Genomic DNA, 15,007 nt, shown 5'->3' on the forward strand with positions numbered 1-15,007 from the left:
GGAACGCGAAAGCTAACACGTGGCTGAACGAAGTCGCGAGAGCCATCGCCGCTTAAGCGGCGATCCCCCTTCCCCTCAAGCCAACAAATGCCCGTACTCCGGGTTCCGCTCGAACCACGTCGCCGCATAACCGCACGCGGGAACGATCTTCCAGCCGTTCGCGTCCGCGACCTGCACGGCGAAGCGGGTGAGCAGCGCGGCGATCCCACGGCCGCCCACGGGGGACGGCACGCCGGTATGGGTGATGGTCATCGTCTTGCCGCTGAGCCGGTATTCGAGCTCGCAGGTGTGGCCATCGACCACGACGAGAAACACCTGGTTGGCGCTGTCGTGGACGATCTCCAGCGGTTTGGCGGTATCGCTCATCGGTATCTCTCCTGGTCCGGCGGTGGCATCGATGCCGTCAAGCATGCGCGTGTTCGGCCACGCGTGTCATCACCCGGCGTAGACTCCTCCCAGCCCCATCCAAGGACACCCGCGCACGTGCTGATCATCCACGAACATGGGAAGTACACCGGCCCCGTCCGCTGGACCGTGGGCATGGCCAAACCCAACGCACCCATCTGGGTGGATCTGATCGATCCAAACGAAGACGAACGACGCTGCGCCAGCGAGATCACCGGGCTGCGCGTCCCACAACGAAACGACGTGGTGAACCTGGCGTTGTCCAGCCGCATCCGCACCGACGACGGGGCGATGTACCTGTCCATCCCCTATTTCGCCGACGCGCCAGAGAACCATCATCCCGCGCCCGTGGGCATCGTGGTCACCGGCAACGTCCTCATGACCCTGCGTTTCGAGGATTCCCCCGCGTTCAAGCTGGCCAGCGAGAGCTGTCAGGAGCACCGCTGGGAATCCAGCGCCGATGTGCTGGCGACCTTGATCGAGGCGATCGTCAACCTGGCGGCCAAGCGCATGGAAGACGTGTCCGCCGACCTGAAAAAACTTTCCGACCGGATCTTCACGCCGGTGCGGATCGGCACGCCGGCACTGCGCAACTGCATGCTGGAGGTCGGCCGCCTCGAAGGTGAGCAGGCGCGCAATCGTTCCTCGATGCTGGGCGTGCAGCGGATCGTGTCGTTCGTACGCGCGAAGAAGCCGGAATGGATGTCCGACGACGTCGAGGTTCGCCTTCGCGTCGTGGAACACGACCTGCGCACGCTCGACGAGTTCGACGACCAGCTCACCAACAAGCTGCAGTTCCTGCTCGATGCCAGCCTCGGCTTCATCAGCACCGACCAGAACCACGTGATGAAGGTGCTGACCGTCACCTCGGTGGCCACCATCCCGCCGGTGATCCTCGTCGGCGTGTGGGGCATGAACTTCAAGAAGATGCCCGAACTGGACTGGACCTTCGGCTATCCCATGGCCCTGGGCGCGATCGTGATCAGCATCGTCTTGCCCGTGCTGTTCTTCAAATGGCGTGGCTGGCTGGAAGGCGACTGACTAGCGCAACGATTCACACTTGTGAAGACATGGAACCGATGACTGCGTCACGATTTTCGACATCGACACCCCTTTTACCCTAAAGTCGGCGGCTTTCCAGCCGCTAACTCCTCCAGGGAGTCACCGGCAGGGAGTCCGGTTCGACGCACACACGGGGCCGCTTGGCGTGCCCCACTCGGGGGAGGAGTGTCGGTGCAAGTCAGTCATCCATGTCGCGACGATTCGGTCGCGCGGAAGCCACGCGCATGAAGGCGCCGTGGCATAGCCCTGCTGGCGTCCTGCCCGAGTCGCGCCTGCTCGCTTCGGTGGCGGAATTCACCCACCACCGCGATATCGACGCGCTGGATCACAGCATGGTGCTGTCGCTGGCGGAGCTCATCGCCGTCAACAGCGTCACCCTCTGTAAGCGGGGCGAAAGCCCGCAGCATCCCGTGGATTCGATCGTCGTGTGTTCGCGCAAGCCCGGCGGCGGCTTCGTGATCGAAGCGCTCGATCCGACGCGGGAAGGTGGCGACCCCATCGACACCCTCGTCTGCGCCATGGAGACACTCGAGGCGATCAGCGACATCACCGACGACGGCAACAGCCGGCTGGTCGTCCCCATCCAGCGCGAACACGCCGCCATCGGCGCACTCATGCTCGAAGCGCCGGATTCCCTCGACGACGTCCGCTCGATGGTCGAAGGCTTCGCGCGCATCTACTGCAATTACATCGCCCTGCTCAACGAGAGCGAGCGCGACAAGCTCACCGGCCTGTACAACCGGCGCAGCTTCGAGCAACGCCTGCAGCGCCTGCTCACCCTTCAACGCCAGAAAGCGCGCGGCGCGATGCAGGACGGGGAGGATAAGCGCCGGCCGGCCGAGGAGCCTTCCCAGCTGTATCTGGCGATCCTCGACATCGACCATTTCAAGCGGATCAACGACACCTACGGCCACGTCTACGGCGACGAGGTGATCCTCATGCTGGCCCAGCACATGCGCGCGAGCTTCCGCCAGAGCGACGTGCTGTTCCGCTTCGGTGGCGAGGAGTTCGTGATCCTGCTCGCCGCGCAGGACGAAACGGCCGCCCACCTCGTCCTCGACCGGTTCCGCCAGTTCGTGACCGACCATGCGTTCCCCCAGGTGGGTCACGTCTCCGTCAGCATCGGCTATGCGCGCATCACCGAGAACGATTACCCGGAAATCGTGCTCGACCGCGCCGACAAGGCGTTGTACTTCGCCAAGCAGAACGGACGCGACAGCGTGCACGGCTACGAGTCGCTCACCCGCCGAGGTGAACTGGCTACGCCGGTGTCATTGGGCAGCATCGATCTGTTTTGAGCTTGCGGTGGGCTCGGCTTCGCCCTCGCGTTCGTTGTGTGCGGTGTGGCGGGGGAGCTGCCGGGCGCCACCCTCGGCGCGACAGGCGGTGCCGTCCCTTGGGAAGGGAAGCCGCTGCGCGGCCATGTTCGATGGCTGGCGCCCCTTCGGGCTCGGACGGTCGGGCGGGGGTTTTCGATTCGGCTCCTGCCTCAGCGAAAACGATCGGCCGTCCAGGCCGATCCCCTTCGGGCCTTGTCCGCCCGCCCCTCCTCGGCTCCTCATGTCGCGCCGAGGGTGGCGCCCGGCAGCTCTCTCGACACCGCGGTGGGGTGGTGGGAAGAGCAACGCTCGCACGTGCCGCATGCTTGCCGCACCCGGCTGGGTGGGAACCTCACGGGAGGCGGTTTGCACGCGCGGTGTCCATCCTGGCGACGGGTGTTGCTCTTGCCTCACGACCCCCTCAGTGCGTGGAAGAGCCGTCGGCCGCCACCCTCGTGGCGACTTGTGGAACCGAGGAGCGCCGGGCGAAAAGGCCCGTCAGGGGGCCGGCCTGGACGGCCGGCCGTTTTCGCTGAGGCAGGAGCCGAATCGAAAACCCCGCCCGGCACGACGGGCGCGACGGGGCGCCAGCCATAGAACATGGCCGCGCAAGCGGCACCCTTTCCCGAGCGACGGTGTAACCGGAGCGACGAGGGTGGCGGCCGACGGCTCTGCCCCACCACCCAACGCGAGGGCGAAGCCGAGCCCGATGAACACCTAAGAATCCTTCTTCCGCGACCCATAGCGCCTACTAGCCGCCTTACCCTCGGGCCGGACGCGAAAAGCCAGGCTGATCCGCGGCCCTACCTTGCCGCGCATCTTCGGGATGCCGTGGTCGTAGTGGAATTGCGTGGCGTAGCTCATCGTGAGCACGCTGCCCGGTTCCATGTCGATGTCGAAGCTGCGCTTGGGTGCGTCGCGCTCACGCAGGGTCATGCGCCGCGTGGCGCCGAGGGAAAGCAAGGCGATGGGTTCGCCCTCCCTCAGTTCGTCGATGTGATCGTTGTGCGGCGCCACGCTGTCGCGGCCGTCGCGGTAGAGGTTCAGGCCGACCGAGGTGAAGCGAATGCCCGTGAGCGCGATCACCTCGCGCGCCGCCTCACCGACGACGGGTGGTAAGGCCGGATCGTCCAGTGCGTAATGCTGGAGCAGCCGCGGCACGTCCACGTCGCGGCCGTACATCGCACGCCGCTGCGACTCCCACGGAATGTCCGCTAGCAGGCTGGCGAACCAAGCGGCGGCGCGTTCGGCGGGAATCACGCCGGGCTCATACGCGAACCGCCCGTGCTCGTCATCGACGATCACGAGCGGTTCGGGGGCGAAGAGACCGCCTTGGGACATGGTTTCCTTACTTGACGACGCCGCAAGCGATGCGCGCGCCGCCACCGCCGAGGGCTGCCGGCTGGTCGGAATAGTTGTCGCCTCCGGCATGGATCATCAGGGCATGGCCCTTCAGCGTCGCGAGCTTGGTCAGGCGCGGCGCGGTCACGGCCGTGGTGTCGGTGCCATCGGCACCCACCGTGATCTTGGGCAGGTCGCCCTCGTGACCCATGGACGACTCCGGACCCTCGTGCTTGCCCGTGTGTTCCGGATCGTAATGACCGCCGGCGGCCAGCGCGGCGCCCTTCTTGCCATCCTTCTCGCCCGGGTCGCAGCTGGGCTTCTCGTGCAGGTGGAAGCCGTGCTCACCCGGCGGCAGGCCCTTGAGATCGGGCGTGAAGACCAGGCCACCGGCAGCTTCGGTGATCGTGACCTTGCCGACCGATGCACCGGTGCCGTCGGCGGTGACGAGGGTCATGGGCACCACGACGCTCTTGTCGGCGGCCTGGGCGGCCACGCATACGCACAACCCGGCCACGGCGATGACGATTCGTTTCATCTTTGTATTCCTATGAGGGCGAGGTAACCCGGGGATACTGCACCCGATGTGGAGGGAGCGTCCATAACGAAACCGCCGAAGGCCGGGGGTCGGTTCAGCCGAAGATGCTTGCCGTGTCTTCCGCCGTCAGCAGGCGCCATTCGCCGGAAGGCAGGCCATCCAACGCCAGGCCACCGAGGGCGGTACGTTCCAGTGCCACCACGTGGTTGCCCACGGCGGCGAACATGCGGCGTGCCTGGTGGTATCGCCCTTCGGTCAGCGTGAGGCGGGCGTGGCGGGGGCCGAGCACTTCCAGCGCCGCCGGCTCCAGCGGCTCCGTCTCACCTTCCAGCATGAGCGTGCCGGCGGCGAACGTGGCTGCCTCGTCGCCGCGCAAGTCCTCGGCCAGCGTCGCCTCGTACACCTTCGCCACCGCGGCCTTGGGCGAGATGATCCGGTGCAGGAGCTGCCCGTCGTCGGTGAACAGCAGCAGCCCCGACGTATCCCGATCCAGCCGGCCCACGGTCGACAGCACCGGATTGCGCAACGCGAAACGCGGCGGCAGGAGGTCGTAGACCAGCCTCCCCACATCCTTGCGCGAGCATGTGTAGCCGGTCGGCTTGTTGAGCATCAGCAATATGCCCTGCGGTGGATCGAGCGGCTCTCCCTCGAAGCGCACCTCGGCATGCTCGACCTTGTCGTCCGCATACAGCACCTCGCCCGCCGCATCGGTGACCAAGCCCTCGCGGAACATGGCCGCGACCTGCTTGCGGCTGCCATAGCCGAGATTCGCCAGGAGGCGTACGAGTTTCATCGGCGGGGTTCCTTTGCTTCGATGACCTTGAAGCCATCGCGTTCGACGACGGTGCGCACACTGGCGAAGGCGGCATCGAGCGCCGCCTCATAGGCCAGGTGCCGATTGGCGACCATCCAGAAACGGCCGTGCGCCGCGAGGCCCTTCGCGGCGGCGGCGATGAAGGCGCGGCCGAGCTGCGGATCGTCGGCGCGGCCCTGGTGGAAAGGAGGGTTGGACACGATGGCGTCGTAACCCGCGTCGATGCCATGGGTGACATCGTGCCAGCGCACGCTCCCGGCGATGGCGCGGCCGGAGCGGGCGATGGCGTCGGCGAGATTGCGCCGGGCCGGTTCCAGCGCGCGTGCCTCGGCCTCGTAGAGGTCCACGGCCGAGACCGCCGCGCAGCGCTCGACGACTTCGCAAGCGAGGTATCCGAAGCCCGCGCCGAGGTCGGCCACGCGGCCGGAGAGGTCGGACGGAAGGACGCTCGCCAGCAAGGCCGACGCGGTATCGACGCGATCCCATGCGAACAGGCCGCGTCGGCTCACGAAACGCCCGCCTTCGATCGCCTGCGGCGCGTCGAGCGCGAGCCACTCGGCAAGCCGTGCCGGATCGGCCACGGCGCCGGGACGTGTCCAGAACACGCGGCACTTGTGCTTGGACAGTTCACTCACGCTCCCGGCCAACAAGGCGAGATCCGCCTGGGCCGTCTTCGCGCCTTCCGCGTTCGGCACGCTGGCGACGACGATGCCGTCGGTGCCGGCCAGCGACATGGCCTGCGCGAACAAGGCCCGCGATTCCTCGCGCTGCCGGGTCGGCAGGACCATCACCACGCCAAAGTGGCCCTCTGGAACGTCGGGCGACACGTCGAAACCCGATCGCGCCAGGGCGTCCGCAGCCGGCTTGAACGATTGCTGCAAGGTCCAGCCCGGGCGCCGGCGTTCGCGCAGGACGAAGCCATCGCGCGCGCGCAGCATCAGCAGCCGTCCATCGGCCGGAAAGGTCAACACGCCCGTCGCGAAGGGCACGAACAAGGCGTCCAGGGCAGCGTCGGAAGCGGAACCGGCGGACAACGCGATGGACCTCGACAGCGTGAAGGAACCGGCGATTCTAGCCCAGCGGCCGATCAGCTGCTGCAGGAGAGCATCGAACAGCCCACGCGTTCCCGCGCCCAATCCGGCCGGCGACCCGCCAGATGCTCCCTGCCCGGCTGCTCGTCATAGGGCTGTCGAAGCGCATCGAGCAACTCGTGGATGCCGTCGTCGTCGCCCTGCTCCGCGCGATCGATCGCCTGTTGGGCGAGGTAGTTGCGCAGCACGTAGCGCGGATTGCTCGCATGCATCAGGGACAGCCGCTCCGAGTCGGGCGACTCGTCCTCGCGTACGCGGACCGCATAGCGCCGCAGCCACGCCTGCAAGGCATCGTCGATCGCGGCGCGCTTCGCCTCGTCGTAAAACGCCGCCCCCACGCTACCTACCCGTGGGGCGGAGAGATCCAACCCCGCGAGATCGCGGTAGAAGATCGTCATGTCCATTTCGCCGGCCAGCAACAAGCCGCGCAGATCGGCCACCAAGGCCTCGTCGCCTTCGCGTGCACTGGCGAGGCCGAGCTTCGCGGCCGAGAAGGCGGCGTCGGTGGCCTCGAAGGTTTCCACATAACGCTCCAGCCCCGCCTGCAACGCTTCCACGCCGGCGAACAGCGGCGACAAGGCCTGCGCGAGCCGTTGCAGGTTCCAGTAGGCCACCTGGGGCTGCTGGCCGAAGCGATAACGGCGGTGCGCGCGATCGGTGGTGTTCGGTGTCCAGTCCGGATCGAAATTGTCGACCCAGCCGTACGGGCCGTAGTCGATGGTGAGGCCGAGGATCGACATGTTGTCGGTGTTCATCACACCGTGCACGAAACCCACGCGCATCCAATGCGCCATGAGCCGCGCGGTGCGTTCGCATACCTCCATGAAAAAGGCGGCATAGCCCTGTTCGCCCGGCAGGTCGGCGAAAGCCGGGAAGTGCGTGGCGAGGGTGAAGTCGGTCAACCGGCGCAACAGGGCGATATCGCCGCGCGAGGACGGCAGTTCGTACGAGCCGAAGCGCAGGAACGAAGGGGCGACGCGGCAGACGATCGCCCCCGGCTCCGGTGCCGGGTGGCCGTCGTACATCACGTCGCGCAGCACGGCCTCGCCCGTCGCCACGAGCGACAGCGCCCGCGTGGTCGGCACGCCCAGGTGATGCATCGCCTCGCTGCAGAGGAACTCGCGGATGGAGGATCGCAGCACCGCACGGCCGTCGGCGCCACGCGAGTACGGCGTCCGGCCGGCACCTTTCAGCTGCAGCTCCTGGCGTCCGTGCCGCTCCGTCAGCACCTCGCCGAGGGCGATCGCCCGGCCATCGCCGAGTTGCCCGGCCCAGTGGCCGAACTGGTGTCCGCCATAGGCCATCGCATAGCCGGTCATTCCGGGCCACCGGGCATTCCCCGCGAAGACGTCGGTAAATCCGGGCGCCTCGGACGAAATGCCCAGCATGCCGGCGACCTCGCTCGCGACCGCCACCGTCCGCGGCGACGGCACGGGCGTCGGATCGACCCAGGAGAACGCGGCACCGGCCACCTGCCGGGGCAGGTTCGACGTGTCGGGATCGGCCGGCAACTCGCGGACGAAGGCGTTGTCGAAGCGGAGGTCTGTCATCGGGGGAACCGGCTGGCGCGTTGTGTCCGATATTCGGGCGATCGTGACGCATGCAACCCTGCCGCCACGTCTACGGAGTAGGAAACCCCCAACTCGTGCACACTAGCGCCCCCGACCACCCTGCTCCGGATTCCATGCGCCCCTTCCGCTCCCTGGCCACCCTGCTCGCCGTGACACTGGGCTTTCCCGCCAGCGGCGAGCCTGTGAACGTGCCACGGAGCGACAAGACGCTGGTGGAGATCATCAACGGGACCATGGGCACCCTGCCCAACGCGATGGACTCGTTATCGGGCAAGGTCCCGGGCGGCCTTCACCCGACGGCCGACGCCCCGCCGCAGATCGTCCGCAGCATGCCCTTCGTGACCCGCGACGGATACCGTGTCAGCGCCTTCGAGGCCCGCGGCTTCGACGAGGGCGGCGACGTTCCGATGGTGCGCTTCACCTCCATCCAGCTCGAACAGAAGCCGTGCTTCCAGCGCGCCGACGTCGACGATAAATTCCACGCGCAGGGCACCGACACCCATCTTCCGAGCGCACCCTCGATGCTGCCCAATCGCTACCTGGTCATGCAGATGCCGTGGGGCCGCCTGTCGTTCGGAACCTCGCAGGAAAGCGGTGGCTGCGTGATCGCCATCGTCGGCGATGCCACCGGTGGCAATCTCGGCACGCGGATGCCCCTGCCCCTGCCGCAGCCCACGACGATGCCGGGCATGCCCGACCTGCGCCGCACCTGGCCGATGCCCGCCGGTGCCTATCCTGCGGAGTAATCCGGCAGGGGTGCCGGGTAGCCGCCGATGATCCCCGCGATGTCTCCCTCGGCTACGCCGGCGGAAAACAGGTAGCCCTGGAGTTCGTCGCAGCCCGCATCGCGCAGGAAGGCCCTTTGCTGTTCGGTTTCCACGCCCTCGGCCACCACGCACAGGCCGAGCGCCGCGCCGAGGTTGGACACGGCGCGGACGATGGCGGCGGAATCGTCCGCCATCGGTGCCATCTGGACGAAGGAGCGATCGATCTTCACCTTGTCGACGTCCAGGTCCTTCAACAAGGTGAGGCTGGAATAGCCCGTGCCGAAATCGTCGAGCGATATCCGCACGCCCTCGTTCCGTAGCCGTTTCAACTGGCGCACGGTGGCGCCGTCGGCGTTGACGATAGCCGTCTCGGTGATCTCCAGTTCCAGCCGGCGGGGCGCCAGTCCCGTTTCCGCGAGCACACGCAAGACGCCATCGGCGAAGCGGTCGTCGCGCAGTTGCACGGCGCTCACGTTCACGGCCACGAAGATGTCGGCCATCGGGGCGACGCGGGCGCAGGCGGTTCGTAGCACCCACTCGCCGAGAAACCCGATCAGGCCGGTTTCCTCCGCCACGGCGATGAACTGCACCGGCGGCACGTCACCCAAGCGGGGGTGCCGCCAGCGTGCCAGCGCCTCCAGTCCGATCACCTGGCCGTCGCGCGCCCGGACCAGTGGCTGGTAGTGGCAGTCCAGCCCCGCCGCATTGCGCAGGGTCTCCCGAAGCGCCATTTCGATCTCGCGGCGGTGCGCGAGTGCCACGTCCAGTTCGTCGGTGTAGATCACGTAGCGGTTGCGGCCCTTCTTGGCTTCGTACAAGGCACTGTCGGCCTTGCGCGCCATCTCGCCCGCAGCCACCGCGTCCGCGTCGATCGGGACGATGCCGATGGAAGTGCCGATCAGGGAAGCGTTCGCGGGCACGTCGAAAGGAAGGCTCGCGAGCATGAGGATGCTGGAGGCCAGGGCGTCGACGTCGAGATCGCCGCCATCCTCGACCAGCACCGCGAATTCGTCGCCGCCGATGCGCGCCACGGTGTCGGTCAGGCTGAGCAAGCCACGCAGGCGCGAGGCGAATTGCACGAGCAGTTCGTCGCCGGCGAGATGGCCGTAGGTATCGTTGACCTTCTTGAAGCCGTCCAGGTCGAGGTAGAACAGCGCGGCCTTGCCTCCACCGCTCGCGGCCCGCGCGATGACGGCATCCAGCTTGTTGAACAAGGCCGTGCGGTTGGCCAGTCCCGTGAGTGCGTCGTGGCATGCCAGCCAGCGTATCTGCGCCTCGGACTCGCGCAATTCGGTGATGTCGGTCACCGAGGCGAGCACATGGGGCGCGCCTTCCAGCTCGATGCAGGTCTTGCGGGTGAGCAGCGTGCGGACGCGGCCTTGCGGATCGGTCACCGATTCCTCGGTTTCCACGACTTCATGGGTGCGCAGCACGGCCTCGTCGCCCGCCGCGAAGCGGGCCGCCTGTTCGGGCGGGAACAACTCCTCGTCGCTCTTGCCGACGATATCGTCCGCACGTACGCCCATGTATTCGCAGCCCATGCGGTTCACGAATACCCAGCGGTGCGTGGCATCGCGCACGAACATGGCCGTGGGCATCATTTCCAGCACCTTGGACCAACCGGCCAATCCACCGATCACCGGACTCTCCCCTCGCCTTCCACCCGGGCAATCTGCGACCGCCCATGTGAGCGCCGCGTGTGCGGGATGCGGGGGCGTCGCCCCTAGGGTGCCCCGTTCAGTGGCCGCAGCGACTCGAACTTCCGCTGGTACTCGTCGGTCACCTGCTTGGCTTCCTCGCCGTTGCTGATGACGCGCGGGGTGATCAGCACGATCAGTTCCGTGCGGTTCCGCCCCCGGTTCGTGGAGCCGAACAAGCGACCGAAAACGGGTATCCGGTTCAGACCGGGAATGCCGGTGTCCGTGGTGTTGTCGTCTTCCTTGATCAGGCCTCCGAGTAGCACCGTCTGGCCGCTCTGCACGGCCACCTGGGTGGCGACCTCGCGTTGCTGGATCGGGAAGTTGCCCGTGGTCGTATCTTTCACGCCCGGCGCGCTCACCACCTGGCTCACGTTGAGGTACACGAGGCCGCCCGGATTCACGCGCGGGCGCACGTTGAGGATCACGCCGGTGTCCTTGTATTCCACCTGGCCGATCGTGTTGTCCGAGTTGGCATTGGTATTGACGAAAGTCTGCGTGATCGGGATCTGGTCGCCGACCTGGATGTGCGCTTTCTGGTTGTTCAGCACCACCAATGATGGCGCGGAGAGGATCTTGGTGTTGCCGCTGGTCTCCATTGCGCGCAGCGCGACGGAGAGGTTGTTGTTGACGAACGAGTAGAAGAAGCTGTCGGTGCTGGGGTTGTAGACGTTGCCGCCGTTGCCCAACGCCCACTGCTGCTTGTTGCCGGGTTGCCCCACCGAACCGTTGGTGCCGCCGACCAATCCTTCCAGGTACCACTGCACGCCGAACTGGAAGCTTCCCGTCAGTGTCACCTCGAGGATGCGCGTCTCGATCTGCACTTGCAGCGGGACGCTGTCCAGACGCTTGATCGCCTGCTCGATCTCCGTCCACTGCGACGGGCGGCAGCGCACCATCACCTGGTTGTTCGCATCCACCGAGGTGATGCGCACACCGGCGTCGGTGGTCGTCGACGTATGGCGGCTGCCGCCCGTGTCGCCGGTATCCGCGGAGTCTCCGCCGGCGAGTCCACCGCCGGTTGCCGTGCCGGCGGTTCCGCCGGTGGACCCGGTCGAGGTCGACAAACCCGAAGACGTGCCCGACGACGACGAAGTGCCCGCATTGCCGAACGCACCCGTGGTGCTGCCGAGGCCCGAGCCCCCGCGATTGCCGAGGTCGCTGTCGCCACCGCCGAGAGTGCCGGAACTCAGGCCCGGGCCAACCTTGCCGCCGCGATCACCCGACTTGCCCGCGCTGGAACCACTGCCATAGATGTCGGACAGATAGTCGGCCATGTCGGCCGCCTGCACGTTACGCACGTCGTAGACGTAGAGCTGCGGCTCGTTGCCCCCACCACGGTCGATACGCTCGATCCACGTTTTCACCTCGTCGAGGTAAGCCGGCTGCGGACTGATGACGACGAGCGAGTTGGTCCGCTCGATCGGGATGAAACGCAGCAGGCCCGCCATGGGCGTATTGCCCTTCTCGCCGAAGAGGCTGTCCAACTGCGGTGTCAGCTCCTTCACCTGGGCTCGCTGCAAGGCGAACACGCCGACCGACATGCCGCGCAGCCAGTCGACGTCGAAGGTCTGCACCGTGCGCTGGTAGTTCTCCAGCTCGGTCGGCGTGCCGGCCATCACCAGCACGTTGCGCGTGGGGTCGGCCAGCAAGGTGGCGTCCGGGCGCGCGAACGGCTTGATCAGTTTCTGCATCTCGGTGGCCGAGATGAAGCGCAGGGGAAACAGGCGCGCCTGCAGGCCGCCCGGCGGCGCGGTCGCGCCCATGCTCGGCACGAGGTTACCCGCCACGGCGTCTTTGGACGGCATGACCACGTAACGGTCGCCGTTACGGACCAGCGCGTTGCCGGTCCACGACAGCAAGGTCTCGAGGATGGGAAGCGCCTGGTCGGTGGTGACCGGCTGCGAGGTGGAAAAAGAAATGTTGCCTTGCACACCTGGCACGATCGAATAGTTCTCGTGCAGCAGGTCGCCCACGATGGCCTTCACCACCGACTCCACGGGCTGGTTCTCGAAATTGAAGGTCACCGTGCCCGCACCCGCCGTCACCGGCTTCGGCTTGGGCAAGCCCACCGCCTTGACGAATTCTCCGGTACCCGTGGTGACGTCGGGCTGCGTGACCGCAGGGATTTGCGGATTGGTCGTGCCTATCGTCAACGGCTTGGGCACCGGCTTCTCGGTTCCGGCCAGTGCCTCGCGTTGCAACGACCCGTCGTCGCGCGGTTGGGGCAGCGTCGAGCATCCTGCCAGCACGACCACCCATACGGCGACGCCGATCGTAAGAAAGCGTGTCATGCAAGAACCATCATGGTTATCGAGGCCTGCGAGAGTGGCGGGTGCGTGTTGCCGTGCCGTGACGTGGCAGGAGTATGCCGCAGGAATCGCCTACAGGTTCTTTTCGGACGCACGTTCCATCCAGCGCACGATGCGATACGGACGCGGGTTCCCGGGTTCGCTGTGCATGATGAGGGTGACATCCAGTGTCAGGGCCGGTCCTTCGGCCACCTGCGCCTGTGACGTGATACTGACGATCCCGCTGAATCCCTTCGCCGCGTTGCCCGATCCCGTCCCGGGGAGCATCGGCAACGCGGCAGCGCCCGGTGGTAACGCCCTCACCTGATCGACGTAAGATCTTGCGGCCTCCGGTCCGGCGCCGGTAATCGCGGCCACGACTACCGGTGCGGCATGGGCGAGATTCGGTGAGTCGGGAGTCCACAACGTCAGGAAGGGAACGATCTTCTCGACGGCGTCGGCGCTGACCCCAGGCACCCGGTAGAGCTCGTCGAGACTGCTGAACCCGCCTTTCGCCAGCAACAACGACGCCTGCATATGCCCGCGCGTTCCCCAACTGGCGATGGCCGCTTGAAACCGCGGTACCAGCGAGGCATCCACGCCCGAAGCCGACAGCAGCCGCCCTATGAGTTCAGGTGGCGCCGTGTTGAGGTTGACCTTGCCGTCCTCGTCGCTGATGTCCACGCGCACATCGGTACGACCCAATCGAAAGCCATAAGCCCGCCCATCCGCGATCCAGCGCTGCGCGTCTTCCCGCGCATTCAGCATGAACACGGCTCGTTCGATGCCCGCCTCCGCCGCATAGAACGCTTCCAGGCGCAGGGACTGTCCACGCGCCTGCGTGCTCTCCACGCGGGCGCTCGTCGCCAGCGCACCGAGGGTGATCGCTGCCAACGTGCAACCCCAAAGGACCACCAGCAAGGCCACGCCACGTTGCTTCATGTTCCAGGGAAAGACTTTCATCGCTTCCCCTCGGTCGAGGTCAATCGCGCCATGGCTTCGCGCGCGTCGACCGCGGCGGGGTCCATCCGCAAGGGGACGGCGATCGTCGGCCACTTCACGCCGCCGGCCAAGGTCAGGTCGAGGCCGATCATGGAAGGCAGGCGATCGCCATAGGGCCATGTGTCCTGCCATGGCACCGGATTGCCCTCGTCATCGACGCCGCTGTAGACGAAGCGCCCGGACCGCACATGATCGACCAGGACCTCCGGCTGAGACGGGACGACCTGGGCGGCGTCGCGCGATGCCAAGGGTGCGAACTCGGCCTGTAGCTTCAGGTCGTTGTCGCGCCCGACCAAGGCCAGGCGCTGGAGTTGAAGACCACTCTTCGCCAGATAACCTGGCCCCCGTGCGACGAAGGTGACCTCACCGGCCGTCCCACGGACCACGATGGGGTGCCTGTCGGCACGTAACGCCCACGGATACGCCAGGGCGGTGGACAACGCCCGTCGCACGTACATCTGCGCGGCCCTGACCTGGTCGAGCCGTTCGGTCACGGCCATGCCGGCACGCGTGGATTGCGTCATCGTCTGCAGCGCCGCCGTCACACCCAGCAACAACAACGCCAGCAGGGCGAGCGCCGCGAGCGTTTCCATGAGACTGAAACCCGCGTGGCGCTTCACGCATCCCCCGAGGCATACACGGAAACCTTGGGCACGCGTGGCTTCTCGGATACGGTACGCAGGGTCTCGAAGCGGGAGGACAGGGTTTTTCCGCCCACATCCCACTCCACGGTCAACTCGATCCTGTACAGATGCATCGGAACCAGCGTGGCGACGGTCGCCGTATCCGAAGGCGTGCTTATTTTCATCGTCCAGCGATAGGTGTCGTCGAAGCGGCCCGTATGCACGCCTTCCGACGGAAACTCGGCGACGAACGTACGATCGAGCAGGCCATTCGCCCAGAGCGATGCCTGCGTGTAATCCGCCGCGCGTGCGTTCAGGGCGACGGACGAACCGGTCGAGCGCATGAGCGCGCCGAAACACAAGGCCAGCAGGACCAAAGCCGCCAGCGTTTCGAGCAGGCTGAAACCTCCGGTTCGCGTACCGCGCATGCGCCCCCTCCTTAGTGCCATCGAGCATGCGATCGGAAGGTTTCGTACCGATGACGGC

The 15,007-nt window shown here is 66.6% G+C and carries 14 protein-coding genes; 3 read left to right on the forward strand and 11 right to left on the reverse strand.

From position 1 onward, the window contains the following. Positions 1–75: 75 nt before the first annotated feature. Positions 76–366, reverse strand: a complete 291-nt coding sequence (locus AB6730_RS06755) for a GNAT family N-acetyltransferase (RefSeq protein WP_371022894.1) — start codon at positions 364–366, stop codon at positions 76–78. Between the two features lie 117 nt (positions 367–483). On the opposite strand from AB6730_RS06755, the gene AB6730_RS06760 reads away from it, so the two are divergent. Continuing rightward, a complete protein-coding gene (locus tag AB6730_RS06760) occupies positions 484–1,446 on the forward strand; it encodes a CorA family divalent cation transporter (protein WP_371022895.1) in 963 nt (320 codons plus the stop codon). 209 nt (positions 1,447–1,655) lie between these two features. After that, positions 1,656–2,765, forward strand: a complete 1,110-nt coding sequence (locus AB6730_RS06765; protein WP_371022896.1) for a GGDEF domain-containing protein — start codon at positions 1,656–1,658, stop codon at positions 2,763–2,765. Between the two features lie 738 nt (positions 2,766–3,503). On the opposite strand, the gene AB6730_RS06770 is transcribed toward AB6730_RS06765, so the two are convergent. The 5 genes from AB6730_RS06770 to AB6730_RS06790 form a co-directional block, all read right to left on the reverse strand. Then, on the reverse strand, positions 3,504–4,127 hold the full coding sequence (locus AB6730_RS06770) for an alpha-ketoglutarate-dependent dioxygenase AlkB (protein ID WP_371022897.1): 624 nt from the start codon (positions 4,125–4,127) through the stop codon (positions 3,504–3,506). Between the two features lie 7 nt (positions 4,128–4,134). Continuing rightward, positions 4,135–4,665: a superoxide dismutase [Cu-Zn] SodC gene (gene sodC, locus AB6730_RS06775; RefSeq protein WP_371022898.1), complete on the reverse strand. Its 531-nt coding sequence runs from the start codon at positions 4,663–4,665 to the stop codon at positions 4,135–4,137. Between the two features lie 94 nt (positions 4,666–4,759). Continuing rightward, complete coding sequence (locus AB6730_RS06780) at positions 4,760–5,458, reverse strand: pseudouridine synthase (protein ID WP_371022899.1); 699 nt, start codon at positions 5,456–5,458, stop codon at positions 4,760–4,762. Further along, entirely contained in the window at positions 5,455–6,513 is a 1,059-nt protein-coding gene (locus AB6730_RS06785; protein WP_371022900.1) for a class I SAM-dependent methyltransferase, read from the reverse strand. Before AB6730_RS06785 ends, AB6730_RS06780 begins: the two co-directional genes overlap by 4 nt. A 53-nt stretch (positions 6,514–6,566) precedes the next feature. After that, positions 6,567–8,120, reverse strand: coding sequence for a YdiU family protein (locus AB6730_RS06790; protein WP_371022901.1), 1,554 nt, complete (start codon positions 8,118–8,120; stop codon positions 6,567–6,569). 134 nt (positions 8,121–8,254) lie between these two features. Here AB6730_RS06790 and AB6730_RS06795 point away from each other — a divergent pair, with 134 nt between their 5' ends. After that, the gene (locus tag AB6730_RS06795; RefSeq protein ID WP_371022902.1) at positions 8,255–8,887 is read left to right on the forward strand and encodes a hypothetical protein; all 633 of its coding nucleotides are present in this window, start codon (positions 8,255–8,257) and stop codon (positions 8,885–8,887) included. Here the strand turns inward: AB6730_RS06795 and AB6730_RS06800 are convergent. From AB6730_RS06800 to AB6730_RS06820, 5 genes are all read right to left on the reverse strand, one after another. Then, positions 8,872–10,548, reverse strand: coding sequence for a putative bifunctional diguanylate cyclase/phosphodiesterase (locus tag AB6730_RS06800; protein ID WP_371022903.1), 1,677 nt, complete (start codon positions 10,546–10,548; stop codon positions 8,872–8,874). The genes AB6730_RS06795 and AB6730_RS06800 overlap by 16 nt on opposite strands. Positions 10,549–10,631: 83 nt before the next feature. Beyond that, complete coding sequence (gene gspD / locus AB6730_RS06805) at positions 10,632–12,899, reverse strand: type II secretion system secretin GspD (protein WP_371022904.1); 2,268 nt, start codon at positions 12,897–12,899, stop codon at positions 10,632–10,634. 90 nt (positions 12,900–12,989) lie between these two features. Continuing rightward, positions 12,990–13,859 carry a general secretion pathway protein GspK gene (locus AB6730_RS06810; protein ID WP_371022905.1) on the reverse strand — a complete coding sequence of 290 codons (870 nt, stop codon included), beginning with the start codon at positions 13,857–13,859 and terminating at the stop codon, positions 12,990–12,992. Further along, entirely contained in the window at positions 13,856–14,518 is a 663-nt protein-coding gene (locus AB6730_RS06815) for a prepilin-type N-terminal cleavage/methylation domain-containing protein (RefSeq protein WP_371022906.1), read from the reverse strand. The genes AB6730_RS06810 and AB6730_RS06815 overlap by 4 nt, the downstream gene beginning before the upstream one ends. Then, positions 14,515–14,949 carry a prepilin-type cleavage/methylation domain-containing protein gene (locus AB6730_RS06820; protein ID WP_371022907.1) on the reverse strand — a complete coding sequence of 145 codons (435 nt, stop codon included), beginning with the start codon at positions 14,947–14,949 and terminating at the stop codon, positions 14,515–14,517. Before AB6730_RS06820 ends, AB6730_RS06815 begins: the two co-directional genes overlap by 4 nt. Positions 14,950–15,007 lie beyond the last annotated feature (58 nt).

It is taken from the genome of Luteibacter sp. RCC_6_2 (genome assembly GCF_041360655.1).
Lineage (GTDB): Bacteria > Pseudomonadota > Gammaproteobacteria > Xanthomonadales > Rhodanobacteraceae > Luteibacter.

Coding starts and splice junctions, on each gene's coding strand:
- AB6730_RS06755 (WP_371022894.1), bottom strand. CDS start 366: ATGAGCGATACCGCCAAACCGCTGGAGATCGTCCACGACAGCGCCAAC.
- AB6730_RS06765 (WP_371022896.1), top strand. CDS start 1,656: ATGTCGCGACGATTCGGTCGCGCGGAAGCCACGCGCATGAAGGCGCCG.
- AB6730_RS06770 (WP_371022897.1), bottom strand. CDS start 4,127: ATGTCCCAAGGCGGTCTCTTCGCCCCCGAACCGCTCGTGATCGTCGAT.
- sodC (WP_371022898.1), bottom strand. CDS start 4,665: ATGAAACGAATCGTCATCGCCGTGGCCGGGTTGTGCGTATGCGTGGCC.
- AB6730_RS06780 (WP_371022899.1), bottom strand. CDS start 5,458: ATGAAACTCGTACGCCTCCTGGCGAATCTCGGCTATGGCAGCCGCAAG.
- AB6730_RS06790 (WP_371022901.1), bottom strand. CDS start 8,120: ATGACAGACCTCCGCTTCGACAACGCCTTCGTCCGCGAGTTGCCGGCC.
- AB6730_RS06795 (WP_371022902.1), top strand. CDS start 8,255: ATGCGCCCCTTCCGCTCCCTGGCCACCCTGCTCGCCGTGACACTGGGC.
- gspD (WP_371022904.1), bottom strand. CDS start 12,899: ATGACACGCTTTCTTACGATCGGCGTCGCCGTATGGGTGGTCGTGCTG.
- AB6730_RS06810 (WP_371022905.1), bottom strand. CDS start 13,859: ATGAAAGTCTTTCCCTGGAACATGAAGCAACGTGGCGTGGCCTTGCTG.
- AB6730_RS06820 (WP_371022907.1), bottom strand. CDS start 14,949: ATGCGCGGTACGCGAACCGGAGGTTTCAGCCTGCTCGAAACGCTGGCG.